23 protein-coding genes are annotated in these 23,254 nt (G+C 65.6%); 22 read left to right on the top strand and 1 reads right to left on the bottom strand.

The window, feature by feature from the left end:
* Window positions 1-104: 104 nt before the first annotated feature.
* Entirely contained in the window at window positions 105-701 is a 597-nt protein-coding gene (locus ACWH49_RS09835; protein ID WP_448171299.1) for a PEP-CTERM sorting domain-containing protein, read from the top strand.
* Here ACWH49_RS09835 and ACWH49_RS09830 read toward each other — a convergent pair.
* Entirely contained in the window at window positions 698-1,369 is a 672-nt protein-coding gene (locus ACWH49_RS09830; RefSeq protein ID WP_056471999.1) for a response regulator, read from the bottom strand. The two genes, ACWH49_RS09835 and ACWH49_RS09830, sit on opposite strands and share 4 nt — an antisense overlap.
* Before the next feature lie 127 nt (window positions 1,370-1,496).
* Between ACWH49_RS09830 and recA the strand changes: the two genes are divergently transcribed.
* From recA to ACWH49_RS09725, 21 genes are all read left to right on the top strand, one after another.
* The gene (gene recA, locus ACWH49_RS09825; RefSeq protein ID WP_448171298.1) at window positions 1,497-2,591 is read left to right on the top strand and encodes a recombinase RecA; all 1,095 of its coding nucleotides are present in this window, start codon (window positions 1,497-1,499) and stop codon (window positions 2,589-2,591) included.
* Window positions 2,592-2,672: 81 nt separating this feature from the next.
* Window positions 2,673-3,134, top strand: coding sequence for a regulatory protein RecX (locus ACWH49_RS09820; protein ID WP_448171297.1), 462 nt, complete (start codon window positions 2,673-2,675; stop codon window positions 3,132-3,134).
* 168 nt (window positions 3,135-3,302) lie between these two features.
* The gene (locus tag ACWH49_RS09815) at window positions 3,303-3,917 is read left to right on the top strand and encodes a DUF2889 domain-containing protein (protein ID WP_448171296.1); all 615 of its coding nucleotides are present in this window, start codon (window positions 3,303-3,305) and stop codon (window positions 3,915-3,917) included.
* A gap of 18 nt (window positions 3,918-3,935) precedes the next feature.
* Complete coding sequence (gene sucC / locus ACWH49_RS09810) at window positions 3,936-5,099, top strand: ADP-forming succinate--CoA ligase subunit beta (RefSeq protein ID WP_056472008.1); 1,164 nt, start codon at window positions 3,936-3,938, stop codon at window positions 5,097-5,099.
* 12 nt (window positions 5,100-5,111) lie between these two features.
* Window positions 5,112-6,005: a succinate--CoA ligase subunit alpha gene (gene sucD / locus ACWH49_RS09805; RefSeq protein WP_056472011.1), complete on the top strand. Its 894-nt coding sequence runs from the start codon at window positions 5,112-5,114 to the stop codon at window positions 6,003-6,005.
* A gap of 140 nt (window positions 6,006-6,145) precedes the next feature.
* Window positions 6,146-6,832 carry a TerC family protein gene (locus ACWH49_RS09800; RefSeq protein WP_448171295.1) on the top strand — a complete coding sequence of 229 codons (687 nt, stop codon included), beginning with the start codon at window positions 6,146-6,148 and terminating at the stop codon, window positions 6,830-6,832.
* A 321-nt stretch (window positions 6,833-7,153) separates the two neighbouring features.
* Window positions 7,154-7,849: a TerC family protein gene (locus ACWH49_RS09795; protein ID WP_448171294.1), complete on the top strand. Its 696-nt coding sequence runs from the start codon at window positions 7,154-7,156 to the stop codon at window positions 7,847-7,849.
* 37 nt (window positions 7,850-7,886) lie between these two features.
* Window positions 7,887-8,336 (top strand): hypothetical protein, encoded by a 450-nt coding sequence (locus ACWH49_RS09790; protein ID WP_448171293.1) that lies wholly within the window; start codon window positions 7,887-7,889, stop codon window positions 8,334-8,336.
* Between the two features lie 116 nt (window positions 8,337-8,452).
* Window positions 8,453-9,601: a serine/threonine-protein kinase gene (locus tag ACWH49_RS09785; protein WP_448171292.1), complete on the top strand. Its 1,149-nt coding sequence runs from the start codon at window positions 8,453-8,455 to the stop codon at window positions 9,599-9,601.
* A gap of 33 nt (window positions 9,602-9,634) precedes the next feature.
* A complete protein-coding gene (locus tag ACWH49_RS09780; RefSeq protein WP_448171291.1) occupies window positions 9,635-10,417 on the top strand; it encodes a Stp1/IreP family PP2C-type Ser/Thr phosphatase in 783 nt (260 codons plus the stop codon).
* Window positions 10,418-10,444: 27 nt separating this feature from the next.
* Window positions 10,445-11,113 (top strand): FHA domain-containing protein, encoded by a 669-nt coding sequence (locus ACWH49_RS09775; protein WP_448171290.1) that lies wholly within the window; start codon window positions 10,445-10,447, stop codon window positions 11,111-11,113.
* A gap of 46 nt (window positions 11,114-11,159) precedes the next feature.
* Window positions 11,160-13,439, top strand: coding sequence for a CHASE2 domain-containing protein (locus ACWH49_RS09770; RefSeq protein WP_448171289.1), 2,280 nt, complete (start codon window positions 11,160-11,162; stop codon window positions 13,437-13,439).
* Complete coding sequence (locus tag ACWH49_RS09765; RefSeq protein WP_448171288.1) at window positions 13,436-14,227, top strand: MBL fold metallo-hydrolase; 792 nt, start codon at window positions 13,436-13,438, stop codon at window positions 14,225-14,227. The genes ACWH49_RS09770 and ACWH49_RS09765 overlap by 4 nt, the downstream gene beginning before the upstream one ends.
* A 156-nt stretch (window positions 14,228-14,383) precedes the next feature.
* On the top strand, window positions 14,384-14,857 hold the full coding sequence (locus ACWH49_RS09760) for a pilin (protein ID WP_448171287.1): 474 nt from the start codon (window positions 14,384-14,386) through the stop codon (window positions 14,855-14,857).
* Window positions 14,858-14,898: 41 nt separating this feature from the next.
* Window positions 14,899-15,372 (top strand): pilin, encoded by a 474-nt coding sequence (locus ACWH49_RS09755; RefSeq protein WP_448171286.1) that lies wholly within the window; start codon window positions 14,899-14,901, stop codon window positions 15,370-15,372.
* Between the two features lie 73 nt (window positions 15,373-15,445).
* Window positions 15,446-16,675 (top strand): glycosyltransferase family 2 protein, encoded by a 1,230-nt coding sequence (locus tag ACWH49_RS09750; protein WP_448171285.1) that lies wholly within the window; start codon window positions 15,446-15,448, stop codon window positions 16,673-16,675.
* A 25-nt stretch (window positions 16,676-16,700) separates the two neighbouring features.
* Entirely contained in the window at window positions 16,701-18,683 is a 1,983-nt protein-coding gene (locus ACWH49_RS09745) for a hypothetical protein (protein WP_448171284.1), read from the top strand.
* Window positions 18,680-19,687 (top strand): class I SAM-dependent methyltransferase, encoded by a 1,008-nt coding sequence (locus ACWH49_RS09740; RefSeq protein ID WP_448171283.1) that lies wholly within the window; start codon window positions 18,680-18,682, stop codon window positions 19,685-19,687. The genes ACWH49_RS09745 and ACWH49_RS09740 overlap by 4 nt, the downstream gene beginning before the upstream one ends.
* Window positions 19,684-20,844 (top strand): glycosyltransferase family 4 protein, encoded by a 1,161-nt coding sequence (locus ACWH49_RS09735; RefSeq protein ID WP_448171282.1) that lies wholly within the window; start codon window positions 19,684-19,686, stop codon window positions 20,842-20,844. Before ACWH49_RS09740 ends, ACWH49_RS09735 begins: the two co-directional genes overlap by 4 nt.
* Before the next feature lie 40 nt (window positions 20,845-20,884).
* Complete coding sequence (locus ACWH49_RS09730) at window positions 20,885-22,135, top strand: lipid II flippase MurJ (RefSeq protein WP_448171281.1); 1,251 nt, start codon at window positions 20,885-20,887, stop codon at window positions 22,133-22,135.
* The gene (locus ACWH49_RS09725; protein ID WP_448171280.1) at window positions 22,132-23,250 is read left to right on the top strand and encodes a glycosyltransferase; all 1,119 of its coding nucleotides are present in this window, start codon (window positions 22,132-22,134) and stop codon (window positions 23,248-23,250) included. The genes ACWH49_RS09730 and ACWH49_RS09725 overlap by 4 nt, the downstream gene beginning before the upstream one ends.
* The last annotated feature ends 4 nt before the right edge of the window (window positions 23,251-23,254 follow it).

Raw genomic sequence — 23,254 nt, 5'->3', positions numbered from 1 at the left:
TGGCCTGTCACGGTGGCTGACAACGTGTTGCGCCGTTGCCCTTTTCCCCGGGTATCGCTGCGCGGCACATGTTCCTAAAGTCAAGCACGAAGAAGGAGATCGCCATGCACTTCCCGCAGATCGCCACCGCGTTCGCCGCCGCCAGCCTGGCCGCCGCCGCCCACGCTGCGCCACTGGCGAGCGACGACTTCGATGCCAACACCTTGAAGCTGAACGGCGTGCCGGCCGGGTGGAGCGTCACCGGCGGCACCGTCGACATCATCGGCAGCAACTTCTCCGGCACCGCGTTCAACCTGGTGCCCGGTCACGGGGCGTACATCGACCTGGACGGCAGCTCGGCCGATGCCGGGCTGTTGAGCCGGTCGTTCATGCTGACCGCAGGCGTCGAATACACCGCCAGCTTCGACCTCGCGGGCAGCCATCGCGGCTCAACAGAGAGCGGGACCGTGACGTTCGGAGCCGCCTCGCTCACCTACCAGATTGCCTCGGCCACCGACTTTGCCGGCTACGTGCTGACCTTCACGCCGGACACCACAGGCGACTACGCGCTGACGTTCCAGAATGCCGGCGGCGACAACGTCGGCGCGCTGCTCGACAACGTCGCGGTCACCTTCACCAGCGCCGTGCCCGAGCCCGGCGCGTGGGCCCTGACGCTGGCGGGCCTGCTGGTGGTCGGGCTGCGGTCGCGACGCAGCCGCTAAGCCGCGATCTTCTCGAGGCAGTAGCCGAGGCCGCGCACGGTGGCGATGCGCACCGGGCCCTGCTCGATCTTCTTGCGCAGCCGGTGGATGTACACCTCGATCGCGTTGTTGCTGACCTCTTCGCCCCACTCGCACAGGCGCTCGACCAGCTGGTCCTTGCTGACCAGCCGACCGGCGCGCTGCAGCAGCACTTCCAGCAGGCTGAGTTCACGCGCCGACAGTTCGACCATCTGGTCGTTCAGGTAGGCCACCCGCCCGGTCGCATCGAAGCTGAGCGGTCCGTGCTTGATGATCGCCGAGGCGGTGCCGAGGCCCCGCCGCGTCAGCGCCCGCACCCGCGCTTCCAGTTCCTGCAGCGAGAACGGCTTGGCCATGTAGTCGTCGGCGCCGAGATCCAACCCCTTGACGCGCTGCTCGACGCTGTCCGCGGCGGTGAGGATCAGCACCGGCACGCTGGCGCCGCGCGCACGCAGCTTGCGCAGCACCTCCAGGCCGTGCAGCTTGGGCAGCCCGAGGTCGAGGATCACCAGGTCGAACTCGTGCGACGACAGCGCCGCGTCCGCCTCGGTGCCGCTGCCGACCTGATCGACGGAGTAGCCCGCGTTGCGCAACGAGCGCAACAGGCCGTCGGCCAGGACTTGGTCATCTTCGGCGATGAGGATGCGCATGCGAGTCTCCAGACGGGCGCGGCTCGGGGCCGCGTCTTCATTGTAGGGAGCGCCGCAAAAATCGGCGCACTGGCACTGTACAAACATCCAGCTTTTGAGATAATGCGCCCTACTTCAGGAGAATCCCTTGGACGCCACCGCAAAAGCCGCTGCCCCCGCCCCGACCGCTCTCAACACCGAAAAGGCCAAGGCCCTGCAGGCGGCGCTCTCGCAGATCGAGAAGCAGTTCGGCAAGGGCACGATCATGCGCCTGGGCGAGGGCGAAGTCATCGAGGACATCGAGGTGGTCTCCACCGGTTCGCTCGGCCTCGACATGGCGCTGGGGGTCGGCGGCCTGCCGCGCGGCCGGGTCGTCGAGATCTACGGCCCTGAATCGAGCGGCAAGACCACGCTGACGCTGCAGGTCATCGCGCAGATGCAGCGCGTCGGCGGCACCTGCGCGTTCATCGACGCCGAGCACGCGCTCGACATCGGCTACGCGCAAAAGCTCGGCGTCAACCTGCAGGACCTGCTGATCAGCCAGCCCGACACCGGCGAGCAGGCGCTCGAGATCGTCGACGCGCTGGTGCGCTCCGGCTCGGTCGACCTGGTCGTGGTCGACTCGGTCGCCGCGCTCACGCCGAAGGCCGAGATCGAGGGCGAGATGGGCGACTCGCTGCCCGGCCTGCAGGCCCGCCTGATGAGCCAGGCGCTGCGAAAGCTCACCGGCAGCATCAAGCGCACCAACACGATGGTGATCTTCATCAACCAGATCCGCATGAAGATCGGCGTGATGTTCGGCTCGCCCGAGACCACCACCGGCGGCAATGCGCTGAAGTTCTACGCTTCGGTGCGCCTGGACATCCGCCGCATCGGCTCGATCAAGAAGGGCGAAGAGGTCATCGGCAACGAGACTAAGGTCAAGGTCGTCAAGAACAAGGTCTCGCCGCCGTTCAAGACCGCCGAATTCGACATCCTCTACGGCCAGGGCATCAGCCGCGAGGGCGAGGTGATCGACATGGGCGTGGAGCAGAAGGTGTTGGAGAAGAGCGGCTCCTGGTACGCCTACAACGGCGAGAAGATCGGCCAGGGCAAGGACAACGCGCGCGAGTTCCTGCGCGAGAACCCGGCGCTGGCGTTCGAGATCGAGAACAAGGTCCGCGAGGCTGCCGGCATCCGCCTCCTGGCCGACGCCGGGCTGGCCGACGAGAAGCCGGCCAAGTTGAAGGTCGTGAAGGAGTAGGCCACGCCCGCGCCCAAGCCCCGGTCGCTGAAGGCGCGTGCGCTGCAGTGGCTGGCGCAGCGCGAACAGAGCCGCGTCGAGTTGCGGCGCAAGCTGCTGCCGCACGCGGTCGCGGAGTTGGCGGCGGCGACGGGTGACGGGGCGACCGACCCCACCGAACCGGAGGCCGCTGCGAGCGCCGCTGCGCGCGTCGACGCGGTGCTCGACTGGCTCGAGACCCACAACTACCTGTCCCAGGAGCGTTTTGTCGAATCACGCGTCCATGCCCGCTCGGCGCGATTCGGCAACCTGCGCATTCGCCAGGAATTGAAGCAGCACCAGGTCGCACTCGGTGCCGATGCGGCGCAGGCATTGAAGGACAGCGAACTGGCGCGCGCCCGCGCCGTGCGCGAGCGCAAGTTCCCGTTGTGGCCGGCGGACGCTGCCGAACGGGCTCGGCAGGCCCGGTTCCTGGCGGGTCGCGGCTTCTCGCCCGATGTGATCTCGCGCGCGCTGCGGGGCGCGCCCCGGCCCCGCGATCCCGGCGACGACGACGGGGGCTGAGCGGTTCCGCGTTCGCGCGGCTGTCATCCCGGCGTCAGCGATGGTGCAGAGCAGCATGCTACATTCGCGGGCTGATTTGCGGGTTCGTCCCGGGCGTCGTCGCCCCGGCCGCCCCGCCCCGAAGCGCCGCCACCCCGAACTCCGTTCACTTCGCCCTTCGCCCCACCGATGGCCCTGCCGACCGCAGCCAGCGACCGCCAGCTCAAGCACCGCCGCAGCATCGACGTGCAGATCTACGCACGCGGCAACGGCCTGTGGGAAGTCGACGCGCACATCACCGACGTGCGCCCGCGCGAGACCCGCATGGCCACCGGCATGCTGCCGGCCGGGGCGCCGATTCACGACATGCTGCTGCGACTGGTCGTCGACGAACGCTTCAACGTCGTCGAAGCGGGCGCCGAGACGGCGGCGATGCCCTACCCGGGCGAATGCAACAGTCATGGTGAGGTCTACGGCCGACTTGTCGGATTGAACCTGATGAAAGGGTTCCGCCAGGCCGTCAAGGAGCGGCTCGGCGGCGTTCAAGGCTGCACCCACATCACGGAGCTGACCCAGGTGCTGCCGACCGCGGTTGTGCAGGCCTTTGCCGGCGAGGTGCTCGACACCCGCGGCGACAGCGCCGACAGCACCCAACCGTTCCAGATCGACCGCTGCCACGCGCTGCGCGCCGATGGCCTGGCCGTCAAGACGTATTACCCGCGCTGGTATCGAGCCCCGCAGAACAGCGCCCCTGCCCGCAGCGCGCCACCCGGCGCCGCCGTTGTTGTCCCCTCCGAAACCTGAAAGCCCGAGAGACCGACCATGAAGATCCACGAGTACCAAGGCAAGGAAATCCTGCGCCAGTTCGGTGTGCCGGTGCCGCGCGGCTATCCCGCGTTCAGCGTGCGCGAGGCCAACGAGGCCGCGCAGAAGCTCGGCGGCCCGGTCTGGGTCGTGAAGGCGCAGATCCACGCCGGTGGGCGCGGCAAGGGCGGCGGCGTGAAGCTGGCGCGCTCGATGGCCGATGTCGAGAAGCTCTCCAACGAAATCCTGGGCATGCAGCTCAAGACCCACCAGACCGGCCCGGAAGGCCAGAAGGTGCGCCGCCTGCTGATCGAGGAAGGCGCGGACATCAAGAAGGAGTATTACGTCGCCGCGGTCACCGACCGCGCGACGCAGAAGGTCGCGATCATGGCCAGCTCCGAGGGCGGCATGGACATCGAGGAAGTGGCCCACGCCACGCCCGAGAAGATTCTCAAGGTCTTCGTCGACCCGGCCACCGGATTGACCGATGCGCAGGGCACCGAACTCGCGAACGGCATCGGCGTGCCGCCGGGCTCCACCGCGCAGGCGATCGACGTGTTCAAGAAGCTCTACCAGTGCTACATGGACACCGACTGCTCGCTGGCCGAGATCAACCCGCTGATCCTGGAAGGCAACGGCAACATCAAGGCGCTCGACGCGAAGTTCAACTTCGACTCGAACGCGCTGTTCCGCCACCCCGAGATCGTCGCCTACCGTGACCTCGACGAGGAAGACCCGGCCGAGATCGAGGCCAGCAAGTTCGACCTCGCCTACATTCAGCTCGACGGCAACATCGGCTGCCTGGTCAACGGCGCCGGGCTGGCGATGGCGACGATGGACACGATCAAGCTGTTCGGCGGCGAGCCGGCGAACTTCCTCGACGTCGGCGGCGGCGCGACCGCCGAGAAGGTGACCGAGGCCTTCAAGATCATGCTCGGCAACCCGAAGGTCAAGGCGATCCTGGTCAACATCTTCGGCGGCATCATGCGCTGCGACACGATCGCCGAGGGCGTGATCGCCGCGTGCAAGGCCGTGAACCTGAACGTCCCGCTGGTCGTGCGCATGAAGGGCACCAACGAAGACCTCGGCAAGAAGATGCTGAAGGACTCGGGCCTGCCGATCATCACCGCCGAATCGATGGCCGACGCCGCCAAGGCCGTGATGGCCGCGCTGGCCAAGTAAGCAAGGAACACCATGAGCATCCTGATCAACAAAGACACCAAGGTCATCACGCAAGGCATCACCGGCAAGACGGGCCAGTTCCACACTCGGATGTGCCGTGACTACGCGAACGGCAAGGCCGCGTTCGTCGCCGGCGTGAACCCGAAGAAGGCCGGCGAGGACTTCGAAGGCATCCCCATCTACGCCAACGTGACCGAGGCCGCCAAGGCCACCGGCGCCACCGTCAGCGTGATCTACGTGCCGCCGGCCGGCGCCGCCGCGGCGATCTGGGAGGCCGTCGAGGCCGACCTGGACCTGGCGATCTGCATCACCGAAGGCATCCCCGTGCGCGACATGCTGATGGTGCGCAACCGCATGAAGGAGAAGGAAGCCAAGGGCGGCAAGAAGACGCTGCTGCTCGGGCCGAACTGCCCCGGCCTGATCACGCCGGACGAGATCAAGATCGGCATCATGCCGGGCCACATCCACAAGGCCGGCCGCGTCGGCGTGGTTTCGCGCTCGGGCACGCTGACCTACGAAGCGGTCGCGCAGCTGACCGAGCTCGGCATCGGCCAGTCGAGCGCCGTCGGCATCGGCGGCGACCCGATCAACGGCCTCAAGCACATCGACATCATGAAGCTGTTCAACGACGATCCGAACACCGACGCCGTGATCATGATCGGCGAGATCGGCGGCCCCGACGAGGCCGATGCGGCGCGCTGGTGCCAGGCCAACATGAAGAAGCCGATCGTCGGCTTCATCGCCGGCGTCACCGCGCCGGCCGGCAAGCGCATGGGCCATGCCGGTGCGCTGATCTCCGGCGGCGCCGACACGGCCGATGCCAAGCTCGAGGTGATGGAGGCCTGCGGCTTCACCGTCACCCGCAACCCGTCGGAGATGGGCAAGCTGCTCAAGGGTCTGCTCTGACGCCGGCTTGACGAGGCACGCCGTGCCGCGTCGGTGATAGTCCCACCGACGCTGCGCGCCGGCCTGCCTAGAATCCATACCAGCTCGACAACGGGCGGCCGCGTGCCGCCCGATTTCATTCCTACATACGGGCCTGCTTCATGGACTTCACTTCCGGCGCCTACTGGGCGGCACTCGGTTCCATCATCCTCGCCAACATCGTGCTGTCGGGCGACAACGCCGTCGTCATCGCGATGGCGGCGCGCTCGCTGCCGCCGCATCAGCAGAAGAAGGCGATCTTCTGGGGCAGCGCCGCCGCCATCGTGATGCGGATCATCCTGACGCTGATCGCGGTCGAGATGCTGAAGTGGCCGTACCTGAAGATCGTCGGCGCGCTGCTGCTGCTGTACATCGGCATCTCGCTGCTCAGCGAGGACGATGGCGACGACGACGGCCACAAGGAGATCGGCGGCATGGCCGCGGCGATCCGCACCATCCTCGTCGCCGACCTGGTGATGAGCCTGGACAACGTGCTGGCCGTCGCGGCGGCGGCCAAGGGCAACACCGCGCTGCTGATCATCGGCCTGGCGGTCAGCATCCCGCTGATCATCTTCGGCAGCACGCTGCTGCTCAAGGTCATGGAGCGCTTCCCGATCATCATCACGCTCGGCGCCGCGCTGCTCGGCTTCCTGGCCGGCGAGATGCTGCTGACGGACCCGGCGGTGGTCACGCGTTTCGGTGAGCAGCCGCACATGGTCATCAACGCGGCCGGCGTGATCGGCGCGGTGATCGTCGTCGCGGTCGGGCTGTGGATGCAGCGCCGAGCGCGCGCCAAATCCCCCGCTTGACACGGGTCGGGCGGCCCTGTCCTAATCGGGGCCTTGAAGGGGAGTAGCTCGACGTCTCGCGCCTCAGGGTGCAGCAGGCGTTTCGGTGAGCCGTCAATACGAAGCGGGGTCCACGACCCGCTTCCGGTTCACCGGGCCAAAACATTCACTCCATGCCGGGCAAGACCTTCGATGCAAGCCGCTTCTGCGTGAGCAGGGCGGCGGGCTCGAGGTCGGCGCGCGGTCTTCACCCACCGCCACCTTCCTGAGTTCGCTGTCTGCGTTCGCCATCGGCGCGGCTTTGCATCGTTCGTCGTGCATTGCCCTGTCCATGGAGACCGTATGGAACTCTTCTCCGCCGCGTGGCTGTCCGCGCTGCTCGCGATCATCCTGATCGACCTCGTGCTCGCCGGCGACAACGCGATCGTCATCGCGCTGGCCGCCCGCAAGCTCCCGCCGCAGCTGCAGACCAAGGCCATCATCTGGGGCACGGTCGGCGCGATCGTCGTGCGCACGATCATGACCGTCGGCGTCGTCTGGCTGCTCAAGATCCCGGGCCTGATGCTGATCGGCGGGCTGGGCCTGGTCTGGATCGCCTACAAGCTGCTCGCGCCCGACTCGGGCGGCCATGGCCACGAGCCGACCGCCACCACCTTCTGGGGCGCGATGAAGACCATCGTGATCGCGGATGCGCTGATGGGCGTCGACAACGTGCTCGGCGTCGCCGGCGCGGCCAAGGGCAGCATCGACCTGGTCGTGATCGGCCTGCTGGTCAGCGTGCCGATCGTGGTGTTCGGCAGCACCCTCGTGCTGAAGCTGGTCGAGCGCTTCCCGATCATCATGTACCTCGGTGCGGGCGTGCTCGCCTACACCGCCGCGCACATGATCGTCAGCGAACCGCTGCTCGACGAGCTGTTCGACCCGAACCTGGCGATCCGCGTCGCCACCCACGCCGTGCTGATCGTCGGCGTGCTCGCCGCCGGCTGGTGGGCGACCCACCGCGCCTCCCCCTCGGGCCGTGAACCCACGGCCACCTGATCCCCGCGTCACCCACCCCTGAACAGGAGCACTACAAATGGAAAAGATCGCCGTGTTCGTCAACGACGTGGCCAGTGCACGCCACATCCTGCAACCGATGCTCGAAGGCGAGGGCCCGACGCACTGGGTGCTGGTGGCGTGCCCGCCCACGCTCACCCGCCACATCGGCCGCTGGGTCTCGCACAGCGCGCGCCGCCAGTGGCGCGAGCGCTGGGCGACGGACCTCTTCACCGCGTTGCAGCCCGAGCTGCAGGCGCGCGCGGGCAGCGAAGTCGAGACGCTGATCGCGAACCGGCCGCTGGTCGACGTGTCGGCCCGCCTGGTCGCGCGCCTGCCGCACCTGCGCCTGCTCGATGCGCGCCAGCCGCGCGTCGGCCGCGCCGACGAGCCGATCAGCGCGGCGCAACCCGGTCAGCCGGGGCCACGCTGGGCCGCGCCCGTCGCCGCCACAGCCGGGTTGTCGGTGATGCTGGCGCTGGCCGACTGAACCGGCACGCGTGTCGCAGTCGGGGGTTCGGCTGGCCGCACCCCTGTGCTAACGTGCCTGCGCAATGAGTAGGCACCCCTCCCCGAACCCCGCGCCGGCCCCGGGCCGCGCTGTCGATGCGGCCTGAGTGGGGTCTGGCGGTCTGGGCCCCGCTGGTGGTCGCGGTGGCCGGCGCGTTCGGCCTGGGCTGGTGGTTCGGGTCGCGCCGCCGATCCGCCTCCGGCGCGGCCGATCGAGCAGCGCGAGCGCTCGGCTCCCCGTCCGACGCTGCACCGGGCAACGCCGCAGTCGTCGGCAACCCGCAGGGGCCGAGCGTGCAGCCGGAGCGCGCCACCCTCGGGCGCTACCGGATCGAGCGTCAGCTCGGCCGCGGCTCGATGGGCGCCGTCTACCTGGGCCACGACCCGCAGATCGGCCGCGCCGTCGCGATCAAGACGATGGCGCTGAGCCGCGAATTCGAGGGCAGCGAACTGGCCGACGCGCGCGCCCGCTTCTTCCGCGAGGCCGAGATGGCCGGTCGGCTGCACCACCCGGACATCGTGACGATTTTCGACGCCGGCGAGGAAGACGGCCTGGCCTACATCGCGATGGAGTTCGTCACGGGCCACGACCTGGTGAGCCACACGCTGCCCAACCAGCTGCTGCCCGTGCCGCAGGTCCTGCGCACGCTGGCGCGCGTGGCGCAGGCGCTCGGGCACGCCCACACGCAGGGCGTCATCCACCGCGACGTGAAGCCGGCCAACGTGATGATCGATCCGGCCAGCGGCACCGTGAAGGTCACCGACTTCGGCATCGCGCGCATCACCGACGCCTGCCGCACGCGAACCGGCATGGTGCTGGGCACGCCGTCGTTCATGTCGCCCGAGCAGATGGCGGGGCGCCGGGTCGATGGCCGCACCGACCTGTACTCGCTCGGCGTGATGCTGTTCCAGCTGCTCACCGGTGCGCTGCCGCACCGTGCCGAGTCGATGGCGGCGCTGATGAGCCAGATCGTCAATGACGCCGCACCCGATGTGCGCACCCTCCGGCCGGAGCTGCCCGAAGCGCTGGCCAACGTCGTCGCGCTCGCGCTCGAGAAGCGCGTCGAGGTGCGCTACGCGGACGGCGGGCAGCTGGCGCAGGACCTGCTGCAGGTCGCCGCGATGATCGACGCCGACGCCGAGCCGGCGCCGCCGGCACCCGCGAGCGTGGGGGCAAAATCGGCGACGTTCGAGGCCACGACGAGATTTTCTCCGGGCGATCCAAGGCACAATGCCGGGCACTGATCAGGGTTCTTCATGCCCGTACACGTTCCGTCCATGACCCTCGAATTCTTCAGCGCCACCGACACCGGCCGCGCGCGCAGCAACAACGAAGATTCGGTCGCCGTCGACGACGCCACCTCACTGGTCGTGCTGGCCGACGGCATGGGCGGCTACAACGCCGGCGAGGTCGCCAGCGGCATGGCCACCGCCTTCATCAAGTCCGAACTCGGCCGCTGGCTGGCCGAAGCCTCCGAGACCGCCACCGACACCGACGTGCGCCGCGCGATGGACATCTGCGTGGACAACGCCAACCGCGCGATCTTCAATGCCGCCAATTCGAACCCGCAGTACGCGGGCATGGGCACGACGCTGGTCGTCGGAGTGTTCCGCGAATCGCGGCTGCTCGTGGGCCACGTCGGCGATTCGCGGGCCTACCGGCTGCGCGCGTCGCGCCTGACCCAGATCACCCACGATCATTCGCTGCTGCAGGAGCAGATCGACTCCGGCCTGATCACCCCCGAGCAGGCCGCGTTCTCGGCCAACAAGAACCTCGTGACCCGGGCGGTCGGCGTCGAGGACACCGTGCTGCTCGAGACCCACCTGCACGACGTGATGCCCGGCGACACCTACCTGCTATGCTCCGACGGACTGTCCGACATGCTCGACGACGAAAGCATCGCGCAGTTGCTGATGGGCGCCGAGACGCTGCCCGAGGCGGCCAGCGCGTTGATCGACGCGGCCAACGAGGCGGGCGGCAAGGATAATATCTCCGTGGTGCTGGCGCGAGTCCGCGGCGGCGCCGGTGCCGCGCGCTCCTGGTGGCCGTTCCGCCGCTAAGACTTAGTCACAAGAGGTCAAACAGCAATGGGCAAACTGGTCGTATCGCTCGATGGTGTGGTGATCAAGGAAGTGCAGATCACCAAGGACAAGACGACGCTCGGCCGGCGGCCCTACAACGACATCGTGATCGACAACCTCGCGGTCAGCGGCGAGCATGCCGTGCTGCAGATGGTTGGCGCCGATGTCTTCATCGAAGACCTGAACAGCACCAACGGCACCTACATCAACGGCAAGGCCGTCAAGAAGCAGCTGCTGAGCCACAACGACACCGTCGAGATCGGCAAGTACAAGATCAAGTTCATCGTCGACGACGGCACCGACTACGAGAAGACGATGATCATGAAGCCCGGCACTCGCCCGCCGGGCGTGCCGGGCCAGCCGCCGCACTCCGGCTTCGGCAACTCCGGCTTCGGTTCCCTCGGCTCGTCGACGATCCCGGCCTCGATCCGCGTGCTGAACGGCGCCGCCGCCGGCCGCGAGGTGTCGCTGACCAAGGTCGTCACCACCGTCGGCAAGCCCGGCGTGCAAGTCGCGTCGATCACCAAGCGGCCGGGCGGCTACGTGCTGGCCCACGTCGAAGGCGCGCTGCAGCCCACCGTCAACGGCAACCCCGTCGTCGGCGAGACCGTGCACCTCAAGAACGGCGACGTGATCGAGCTCGCCGGCACGCAGATGCAGTTCGTCCAGGCCTGATTCCCTTCCGGCCCGCGCCGTTGCGGACCTGCCAGCCTCTCCTGCGATGACCTCGCGCTCCGGCCTGTGGCGCGCCTTGCGCGCGCTGCTGCTGCTGGCCGCGCTCTTGGTCGCGCTGGGCCACGCCACCGGCTTGCGGCCGCTGCGCACGCTGACCGGGCTCGATCTGGCGATCGACGACGCGCGGCTGCGCACCTTCATGCCGCGCACGTCCGATCCGCGGATCGTCATCGTCGACATCGACGAGAAAAGCCTCGCCGAGGTTGGCCGCTGGCCCTGGAGCCGCGACCACGTCGCGGCGCTGGTCGACGAGCTGTTCACGCGTCAGCGCGCCGCCGTCGTCGGCTTCGACTTCGTGTTCGCCGAGCCGGACACCAGTTCCGGATTGCCGACGCTCGAACGCCTCGCGGCCACCGCGCCGGCCCTGGCCAGCGCGATCGAACCGCTGCGCCCGCAGCTCGACTTCGATGCCCGCTTCGCCCGTTCGCTCGCCGACCGCAACGTCGTCCTCGGCTACTACCTGACCAACCTGCGCGACGGCCGCCAGAGCGGCCAGCTGCCGGCGCCGGTGTTCGACGCCGCGCTGCTGCAGGGCCGGCCGATCTCGTTCACCCGCTGGGACGGGTACGCGTCGAATCTGCCGCAGTTCGCGCGCGCCGCGCCCGCCGCCGGCTACTTCAACAACGTGCCCGACCCGGACGGCCTGGTGCGCGCGGTGGCGTTGATCTCCGAGCTGGGCGGGCGCCACTACGAGCCGCTGTCGCTCGCGATGTACCGGCTCTACACCGGCTCGCCCGCGGTGCTGCCCGGCTTCCCGCACGAGCGCTGGCTCGCCAGCGACTACAACGCGCTGCAGAGCGTGATCCTGCAGCAGGCGGGCAGCGCCGGCCGGGGCACGCAGCAGCAGGCCATCCCCGTCGACCAGCACGCACGCGTGCGCGTGCCCTACCGCGGGCCCGGCGGGCCACACGGCGGCTCGTTCGAGTACGTCTCCGCGGTCGATCTGATGCGCGCCCGGATCGCGCCGGGGCACCTGGACGGCAAGCTCGTGTTCATCGGCACCACCGCGCCGGGCCTGTACGACCAGCGCGCCACGCCCGTGGCCGAGGTCTTCCCGGGCGTCGAGGTGCACGCCAACCTGCTGTCCGGCCTGCTCGACGGCCAGGTGCCCGCCGCCCCCGATTGGGCGAGCGCGTTCGAGGTGCTGCAGCTGCTGGCCATCGCCGCGCTGCTCACCTGGGCGCTGCCGAGGGCGCGCGCGCTGCGCGGCGCGCAGGTGGCCGCCGCGGTGGCGTTGATCCTGGTGGGCACCAACCTGTGGGCCTACCGCGCTCACGGCCTGCTGCTGCCGCTGGCCGGCCCGCTGCTGCTGACGGTCGCGATCTACTTCGGCGCCACGATATGGGGCTACATCGTGGAAGGCCGCAGCCGGCGCTCGCTGGCCCGCCTGTTCGGCACCTACGTGCCGCCCGAGCTCGTCGAGGAGATGGCGCGCGACCCGGCGCGCTACGACATGCGCGCCGAGAATCGCGAGCTCACCGTGATGTTCTGCGACATGCGCAACTTCACCCGCGTCTCCGAGCTGCTGCCGCCGGAGGACGTGCGCGGCCTGGTCAACAGCTTCTTCTCGGCCATGACCACGCAGATCCGCGCCCAGCGCGGCACGCTCGACAAGTACATCGGCGACGCGATCATGGCCTTCTGGGGCGCGCCGCTGCCCGACACCGCGCATGCCGAACACGCCACCCGCGCCGCACTGGCGATGGTGCAGCGCCTGGAGGCCCTCAACGCCGAGCTGCGCGGACGCAAGCTGCCCGAGATCGGCCTGGGCATCGGGCTGAACACCGGCATCGTCTGCGTCGGCGACATGGGCTCCAGCATGCGCCGCAGCTACACCGTGATGGGCGACGCCGTGAACCTGTCGTCACGCATCGAGGGGCTGACCCGGCACTACGGCGTCGACATCCTCGTCGGCGAGGACACGCGTCGCGGCGTGCCGGCGCCGGCGGACTGGCGCTGGGTCGAGGTCGACCGGGTGCGGGTCAAGGGCAAGAACCGACCCGTGACGCTTTTCACGCCGGTCGTGATCCCGCTCGACCGATCTGCACGCTTCGACGAGGAAACGCGACTTTGGCAGCTTGCGCTCACCTCGTACCGGCTGCAAGATTGGGACGCTACCCACGCCCGCCTGCAGGGGCTGCTCGAGGGGTTCGCCGAGTCCGGCCTTGCCGGTCTGTACCGCCAGCTCGACGAACGCACCTGCCACCATCGCACCACGCCCCCACCCGACGGATGGGACGGGGCCCACACCTTCGACAGCAAATGAATCTCACCGTGCTCGGCTGCTCCGGGTCCATCGCCAAGGGCTGCAAGACCACGGCGTTCCTGCTCGACGGCGACGTGCTGATCGACGCCGGCACCGGCGTCGGCGACCTGGAGCTCGACGCGCTCGCCCGCATCGACCACATCCTGATCAGCCACTCCCACCTCGACCATGTGCTCTCGATCGGCCTGCTCGCCGACGCCGTGATGCGCGTGCGCGAGGAGCACCAGCGCGGCGCGATCCAGGTGCACGCGCTGCCCGAGACCATCGCCGCGCTGCGCACCCACATCTTCAACGGCGTGATCTGGCCCGACTTCACCCGCCTGCCCAGCGCCGACGACCCGATCCTGAAGCTCGTGCCGTTCGCGGTCGGGGATGTCCTGGAAGTCAACGGCAAGCGCATCGAGGTACTGACCGCATCGCATACCGTGCCGGCCGTCGGCTTCGCGGTGCTGCCCCGGGACGAGGCGGCCGGCGCCTGGGTCTTCACCGGCGACACCGGGCCGAACCCGGCGTTGTGGGAGCGGCTGCGGACGATCAAGGTGGCGCACCTCGTCATCGAGACGGCCTTCAGCGACGAGGAGCGCCAGCTGGCGCGCATCAGCCGCCACCTGTGCCCGGCGGCGCTGGGGCACGAGCTGGCGCAGCTGGCGGGAAGCGTCGACGTGCACATCACGCACATCAAGCCGGGCGAGAGCGAGGCGGTGATGGCGGAGATCGGGCGGCTGGGGTCGCCGCATCGGATTGCGGCGTTGGGGGCGGGGCAGGCGATGCGAATTGGGGTGACCTAATGGGTCGTAGTGACGCAGCGCGCCCGCGATTAGGGAAAAACGGTGACCTTTAGTGTCACTTTTCGACCGCGCCTTACCGATCTCACCCAAAAACGGCTTGGCACACGCTTCGCATCTACGCGCTGCCCCATCCCTATATCTCAACGGAGTTCTCTTATGAAGCGCAGCGTTCAAGCAGGTTTTACCCTTATCGAGTTGATGATCGTCGTAGCGATCATCGGCATCCTGGCAGCCGTCGCATTGCCGGCGTATCAAACCTATACGATCAAGGCCAAGGTCTCGGAAGGCATTTTGGCGACCAGTCAGTGCCGCACTGCCGTCGCTGAGGTCTATCAGACCTCGAATGCGACTGTTGGGCCGGGCGCAAACGGCTGGGGTTGCGAACAAACCACCGCGAACGGTTCGTCCAAATACGTTAGCACCGTTACTACCGGTACCACCGGTGTTATCACCGTGACGCTGTCGAGCGCCGCCGACCTGAAGGACGCGGCCGGTGGCACGATTACGCTGACTCCGCTGAAGGCGGACGGCTCTGCGCTTGCGTTGACTGACATCCCAATTCAGGTCGGTACGTTTAAGTGCGCCGCCGGTACCATCCCGGCCAAGTACCTGCCGGGCTCCTGCAAGTAACGATAGTTCGGCAGCCAATCACTTCTAATAGGAGGTCACCTATGAAGCGTCGAGTTCAAGCAGGGTTCACCCTCATCGAATTGATGATCGTTGTCGCGATCATCGGCATCTTGGCGGCGGTTGCGCTGCCGGCGTACCAGACTTACACGATCAAGGCCAAGGTCTCGGAAGGTATTTTGGCGACCAGTCAGTGCCGCACAGCAGTGGCCGAGGTCTATCAGACCTCGAACGCCACTGCTGGGCCAGGCACAAACGGCTGGGGCTGCGAACAAACGACCGCGAATAGCTCGTCAAAGTACGTTAGTACCGTCACTACAAGCGACATTGGTGTGATCACTGTGACGCTGACGAGCGCGGCAGACTTGAAGGACGCGGCCGGCGGCACGATCACACTGACCCCGCTGAAGGCGGACGGCTCTGCCCTGGCGTTGACGGACATCCCGATTCAGGTCGGCACGTTCAAGTGCGCTGCCGGCACCATCCCGGCCAAGTATCTGCCAGGCTCCTGCAAGTAGCAGTAGCTGGGTAGTCCAATGAGGCGCTCAGATCGAGCGCCTCTTTTTCGTTTCAGCCCTGGACGGCATTTCCATGGACCTGACGATCTTGATGCCGTGCCTCAATGAGGCGCGCACCCTCGGAAGCTGTATCGAGAAGGCCAAATCCTATCTTGAGCGAGCGAAGGTCGATGGCGAAGTAGTCATTGCTGACAACGGCTCTACCGATGGTTCGCGCGCAATCGCCGAGCTTCACGGCGCGCGAGTCGTCGAAGTTCCAGTGCGCGGCTACGGGGCGGCCCTTATTGCTGGAATACGTGCGGCCCGCGGCAAGTTCGTCGTGATAGGCGATTCCGACGACAGCTACGACTTCTCGCAACTCGACGCGTTTGTCGGCGCACTGCGCGGAGGCGCCGAACTGGTCATGGGCAACCGCTTCGCCGGCGGTATCGCGCCGAACGCAATGCCGCGCTTGCATCGCTATCTGGGCAATCCCGCGCTAAGCGGGATTGGCCGGGTATTCTTTCGCACGCCGATACGCGACTTCCATTGCGGTCTGCGCGGCTTTGAGCGCGGCGCCATCCTTGGTTTGGATCTCTGCTGCACAGGGATGGAGTTCGCGAGCGAGATGGTCGTAAAGGCGTCGCTGTACGGCCTGCGTATCGTCGAGGTTCCGACGACGCTCAGCCCCGATGGCCGCGGTCGCCCACCCCATCTGCGTAGTTGGCGCGATGGATGGCGACATTTGCGCTTTCTACTGATTCACGCGCCGCAGTGGCTCTTTCTGTATCCTGGTGCGATGCTCGCCGGTCTCTGCTTGGCGCTCATGATCATGCTTGAGCTTGGGCCGGTGGTGCTCGGCCCGCTGGGCCTCGACGTGCATACGTTGGTCTATGCGATGGTTGGCTTCAATGTCGGATGGCAGATGCTGCTTTTCGGTGCGCTTTCCTACATGCATGCGGTGCGAATGCGCACCCTTCCGCTCCTCCCTCGCGCGCTTCAATGGCTTGACCGCGTGACTCTCGAACACGGCCTGCTGGTTGCCGGCCTACTGGTCTTGTGCGGGCTCGGGTTCGCAATCTTGAGCGTTGCCTATTGGTCGGGTGTGGGTTTCGCCGCTACCGATCCGCGTGTGTTGATGCGCATCGCAGTGCCGTCGGGCGCCCTGTTGCTTTCGGGAAGCCAACTGGTGGTAGCTGCTTTTGTGCTCGAATACGTTCGCCTGCCGTTGCCCGGCGTGCGCAAAACCCAGCGCTCAACTGACAACCCTACCTCCCAATCTGCAATTGACAACCAGCTCGTTGCTGCCCGGTGGCCCCATTGACTCCGGCCGCGCCCTCCTGTCGCGGATGACCCCCATCTGGCGAGACGTCGCGCTGGCATTGCTGACGGCTTTGCTGCTGTTTGCGAGCGTTCCACTTGCATACGTCAGTCTCGGCCTGTCGTGGGCTGCGCTTAACCATCATTTCTACCTCGGGTGGTCTGCCCTACATCCGCGCTTCCATCTGGATGTGGACGCGGCGCACTCCCAGGTCTATCAATACCCCTATCTGTACGTTCCGCTGTATTTGCTTGCTGCTGCCGGCGCCACCGGCGTCCAAGCGGGAGTGGCTTTAGCGGCGCTACAGGCGCTTGTGGCGGTACCACTTGCGTTGCTTGCACGCAAGCTGCTGCCTGGTGAAAGCGCCCGGGATATAGCGCTACGCTGGTTCGGCGTCCTGCTTGGCCTGCTCAGCCCGGTGGTGCTGTCGCAGATGGACAGCACATCGAATGATCTCCTTGCAAGCATCCCCTTGGTATTTGCGGTCGCCCTCTTGGTGGGCGATGAGCGAAAGCCAGAAGGTTGGTGGCGAACGGCCGCACTCGCTGGAGCGCTGGGTGGCGCTTCGGTGGGCTTCAAGTTGTCGAATGCACCGATGCTGCTGGCCACGATCCCGCTCTGGCTCGTTGCCTCTCCGCCGGGTCTGATGAACTGGTTGCGAACGGCATTGCTGGCGAGCACATCTGCAATCGTTGGCTATGTCATCGCATACGCGCCATGGGGCTTTCAGTTGTGGAAGTCATTCGGCAATCCTTTTTATCCGATGTTCGATGGCTGGTTTCACAACGTGGCCTCACCCCCAGGCGGGGGCGGGAGCGCCCTGATGTCGCGTTTCATCCCGGAGACCCTGGCTGAAGCATTGGCGCGCCCCTTGGTGATGGCCGACCCTTCCAGTGGCGTCTACCTGGAAATCCCTGCACCAGATTCGCGATTTGCAATCGCCCTGCTTCTCGCGTTGTGGCTCGGCGCATTGGTCTGGAACCAGCGTGCACGATGCGGCCGTGCGCTGACCGGGCTCGCGGGGTTCATCATCTCGGGCTTTGCTCTTTGGGAGGCCACCTCCGGCAACGGGCGGTACTTCGTACCGGCTCTGTTGGTTGTGGGGCCGTTGATTGCCGCGCTGATGGTTCGTCTTGCGCTTTCGACCCGGACAACGGTGTGCATCGCGATAGGAGTTCTAGCTTTGCAGGGCCTGTCAATGCAATCCGCTTGGGCGCCAGACGAATGGGCCCTGACGCGTTGGAAGCGCGACTACTTCGATCTGCGGCTACCCAACGACCTGGCACACGAACCAGCCACATTTTTGACGGCAAGTGGCATCTCGTTCTCGCTAATCGCGCCAAAGTTCCACCCCCAATCCAGTTGGATCAGCATCTCCGATGCGAGGCAAATCGAGGGTGGACTGGCAAACGAAAGGATCTCACGGCTGATTTCCAGGAACGAGGCAGTTTGGGTGATCGGTCCCCGCCTCGATTCCCAATTCAATGGAAACGGCGAGCCGCAACAACGGACTGCCGAAGCCATCGACGCAATGATGGCGCCGTATGGTTTGCGGTTGAAGGATCCTCTGAACTGCAGGTTCCTTGAATCGACCAGTCTCCCCAAGATTCCTGATGATGCGAAGGCCTTGCACCCGAAACTGCTGCAGGGATTTACGATCTGTCGCCTAACCAAGAGCCCAGCGAGTTCGAAATCAGAACGCACCGAGGCGAGCGAGTTGCGCGTACGCGCCGAAGCTGTGTTGCAGAAGCTTGAAATGGCGTGTCCGAAGTTCTTCCCGCGTTCTGGAAATAGCCTGGCCGTCAGAGGCCGCGAGGACTATCGGCGTGGGTATGCAATGACCGACATTGGCGCAATTGTCAGAGACGACGGCTTGGTCTACTACAAGTATTTCCGAGCGCTCAATCCGGTCGTCGTCGGCAATGTCGCGACGATTCTCCGCCCCGACTTTGCGATGCCCTGCGATCGTTTGCAGGGGCGCTACCACTTTCCGTGGGACAAGGATTTTTGACTGCGGCCGCCGTCGGCGCAAAAGACGCGGGAGCGGCGCGATTTCTCAATGCGCACGACTCGCGCCTCGCGTTGCGATGCCCGATGTGTGCGAGCGGACTGAAGTACGACTCGCCTACGTGGCATTGCCTCGGGCAGCCGGTGCACGTCCATCCAGACATCGAAGGTGTGCCCGTCCTGCTGAATCCTGCGCGCAGCGTATTCCGCGCCGAAGATTTTCAGCCACGTGCGCGTACTACCTTCAAGAATCCCGCCCCGTGGGCGCTGAAACTGGGACGATGGCTGCCTTCACCTAGCCGCGACGTATCGTCAGTTCACTGCCGTCGGCGGTTGACTGCGATGCTCGCGGCGCGGCCGGTGGACCGACGGCGTGTGCTAGTTGTCGGTTGCGGCGACGGAACCGCGGGCTATGGTGAGCTTGCTGACGTCGAGGGTGCTCTCTGGCTCGAGACCGACGTGTCGCTCGCCGGACGCGCACGCATCGTGTGCGACGCTTCCGATCTTCCATTCCACGACGGCGGCTTTGATCTGATCATCTGCATTGCGGTCCTTGAGCATGTGCTCGAGCCGCAACGCTGCGTCGACGAGATGCGGCGCGTGCTCGCTATCGACGGCCTGATCTACGCGACCACACCATTCATGCAGCAAGTCCACATGGGTGAATTTGACTTCACTCGCTTTACCCGTTCCGGGCACCGCTGGCTGTTCCGCGAGTTTCATGAAGAGGCGAGTGGACTGGCAACCGGCCCGGCAAGCGTTCTGGTCTGGAGCGTCGAGTACTTTCTGTTAGCGTGGACATCGTCGGTCGCGCTGAGGCGAGTCTTCAAAGGAATCACTCGTCTGTTGCTGGGCTGGCTTACGTTGCTGGACCCGATACTTGCCCGACGCGCGGCCGCACTCGATGGCGGCGGTGGTTTCTATTTCATTGGCCGCCGCGCGTCCGAAAGCGCGATCGATGCAAGGGCCATGATGAACTACTACCGCGGCGCGGACGCGGTGAAATGAGCGCGGTCGTCCATCAACGCGTGCTGCGCATCGTGCTGGTGACCCACTACTACCCCGCCCATGGCGGTGGCATCGAGCGCGTGGCAGCGCAGCTCGCTGCTTCGATGGCAAAGAGCGGCGCGGAGGTCGTCTGGTGTGCGAGCGACACTGACCCCCCCCCTGCGCTGCCCGGTGTCTCATGCGCGCCGATGACGACATTCAATGCGATGGAGCGCATTTCCGGTCTACCCTACCCGCTGTGGAGTCCGCGATCATTGATGCGTCTGGCACGCCGTGTGCGTGATGCCGATGCCGTGCACGTACACGACGCCATTTATGCGGGAAGCCTAGCCGGCGCCTGGCTGGCGCGTCGGTATCGGAAGCGCCTGATCGTCACACAGCACATCGGGCCAGTGCCACTTCCAGCGCTGCTTCGACCGCTCTTGGTATTGGCCAACCGAACCGGCGCACGCTATGTGCTGCACCCCGCAGACGCTGTCGCGTTCATCAGTCCGGCCGTGCGTAGATACTTCGAGACCTTGACGAGACCTTCGCCCCGATTTCATGACGTGCCCAACGGCGTAGATGGTGGGGTGTTCCGACCCAGTGAAGGCGACCCCGCCGAAATTCGCAGCCGGCTCGGATTCGACCCATCCCGCCCATTGATGTTGTTCGTCGGCCGGTTCGTGCCGAAGAAGAGGCTACCGCTGCTTCGCGAAATGGCCGCTGCGCGTCCGGATTGGCAATGGTGCGTCATCGGTCATGGGCCGGAGCAGCCGGAACGGTGGGGTTTGCCGCAGGTGCGCGTGCTGCCCGCGATGGACCAATCGAACCTGGTTGCGTACTACCAAGCCGCCGACCTGCTCGTCTTGCCAAGTCATGGCGAAGGTTTTCCACTTGTGGTGCAGGAGGCCATGGCTTGCGGTTTGCCGGCGTGCATCACCGAATCGGTCGCCGCCGGGTCCGCGGTGCCGCCATCTCTGCGCGTCATCCTGCCCGAGGCCGGAATTGAAACGTCACATCGTGCCGTCGCCGCGGTCGCGGGCTGGCTCGCCCTGCCCGATGCTCAGCGCGACCAGCAGCGGCATGACTGTGCCGCTTTCGCCGCAGCGTACTGGAACTGGGACGCGGCAGTGCACTGGCACTTGCAACAGTTGGCAGAGTCGCGTCGTGAGTAGCGACGACCAGTCCTCACAGGCTCGTGCACTTGGTCGCGGGATGGCAATCGTCGCGGCCTTTGCCGCTTTAACGGGCGCGGCGCGCGTCGGGCAAGACGCCGCCATCGCTTGGCGTTACGGCGCGGGCCCGACCGTCGACGCGTACTATTACCTACTGAACCTAGTCAACTGGCCTGTCGCAGTAGCGATATCGACGTTGACACTCTTGGTGGCGCCTGTCGACGCGTCCCTTCGTTCGGAACGGCCACTTGTCATCAGACGCTTTCGCTCTGAGCTTTTTGGCGCGATGCTTGTGGTAGCACTGATCTCGTTGCCTATTGCATGGTGGGGAATGTCGCTGTTCGCGCGAGGCGTCTTCGGCGCGCCAAGCGGCAGCGCGTCGGCACAAGCGGCGCTTGGCGTGCATGCGTTGGTTTGGGTGGTGCCGGTGGGACTGGTTGGCGCGTTGTTCGCAGCCTGGTTGGTTTCCTCGGGGTTGCATCTGCTGACGCTGTTAGAGGCTGTCCCGCCGGTAGTGCTCATAGTGACGCTCCTAACGATGAACGACTCGATGTTGTTCTGGGGAACCAGCTTCGGTTTGACGCTTCAGGTGATCGTGATGGCACTTGCCCTACGAGTTTCCGACACACTTCCCAGTCCGAGAATAGGATTCGAATCCGAAGCTTGGAGTGGCTTCAGGCGGGGCGCCTCAGCGCTGCTAATCAGCCAGGTGTTGTTCACACTCGTACCTCTGGTGGATCCGTTCTTCGCGGCCGGGTTAGGCGACAGTGCGATTGCGACAATTAGCTACGCCAACCGCTTGGTGCTCGGAATGCAAGGGCTTGCGGGAATCGCGCTCCAGCGCACGAGCCTGCCACTGATGGCGAATTGGATGGCGCGAGACCCCATTGGTGCTCGCCGGGCGGGCCTCCGTTGGGCACTAGTGGCGGCTGGAGCTGGCGCTCTACTAGGGCTTGCCATTGCTTTTTTCGCGGAGCCACTTGTGTCGCTCTTATACGAGCGCGGTCGCTTTACTGCAGAGGATCGAGTGTTGGTTGCACATTTGTTGCGCTACGGCATGTTTCAAATGCCAAGCTTTTTGGGTGGCCTGATTCTTGTCGCTACCTTGGCGGCAGCTGGCGCCAGATGGTCCCTGGCTTTAGTAGCGGTTCTAGGGCTCGCGGCTAAGCTTCTGGCAAGCGCACTCCTGATACAAGGCCACGGCGCAATTGGCTTAATGTTGGCAACGTGCGTGATGTACCTTGTGACGGCCACAGTAGCTTGGATCGCGTTGCAAAGTAGGCGGACATGAGTCAGTCTATTCGCGCACCCACCCGGATATCTCTATTTTTGCCGTCTCTCGCCGGAGGTGGGACTGAACGAGCTTTCGCACTTATTGCGAACGGCTTGGCGGCTAGAGGGGCGGAAGTTTATCTGGTTGTCGCTCAAGCCGTCGGGCCAATTCTCAGTAGCGTCAGTAGCGACGTGCGAATTGTCGACCTTAGGCAGGCGTCGATAGCGCGGGCGCTGCCAGCGTTGATATCGCATCTCCAACAGGTTCGCCCCTCGGCGCTTATGGCTGGGATGAGTCACGCCAATGTCGTTGCCGCGATCGCCCATCGCGTCGCGGGGTCTAGGGCGCGTTTGGTCCTTAGCGAGCACGCGCACATGACCTCGGTATTTCGGCAGTACAGAGATATTCAGACACGGCTAACAAGGCGTCTAATTCGATTGACATACCCGTGGGCAGATGCAGTGATCTCCGTCTCAGAAGGCGTACGGGCCGACATGCACCATCACGTCAAGATCGCTGATGATCGATCAATGGTCATATACAACCCGGTGGTGGACGCCGCGCTAACTGTGAAGGCTGCGATGCAACCGTCACATCCATGGCTCGTGGACCTTGCCGTACCGGTTGTGCTCGCCGCCGGTAGACTCACTCACCAGAAAGATTTCTCAAACTTGCTCGAAGCGTTCGCGGTGGTAAGACGGCTTCGAACTGCTCGGCTGATCATTCTTGGCGAAGGTGAGTTGCGGATGCCACTTTTGCAGCTAGGCGAGCGTCTTGGAATTGCCAGCGATTTGAATTTGCCTGGGTTTGAACCTAACCCGTACTCCGCAATGCGCGCCGCCCGAGTGTTCGTGCTGTCATCAGCCTTTGAGGGCATGTCATATGTTCTTGTCGAGGCAATGGCTTGCGGGGCAAGGGTGGTGAGCACCGATTGCCCAAGTGGACCTAGAGAGGTTTTGGAAGGAGGTCGTTGGGGCCGTCTTGTGCCCGTCAACGACCACCGTGCGCTAGCGGCAGCCATTTGCGCTGCATTAGATGACAATGATCCGCCGAATGTACGAGTTCGGGCCGCTGAGTTTTCTGTTGACAGCGCCGTCGCGAAATACGCCGGGATACTTGGTCTGCCTGATTAATGGC

This window comes from Rhizobacter fulvus, assembly GCF_964020785.1.
Note: the sequence above shows the minus strand (reverse complement) of the source record. Positions and strands in the feature narration are given on the sequence as shown.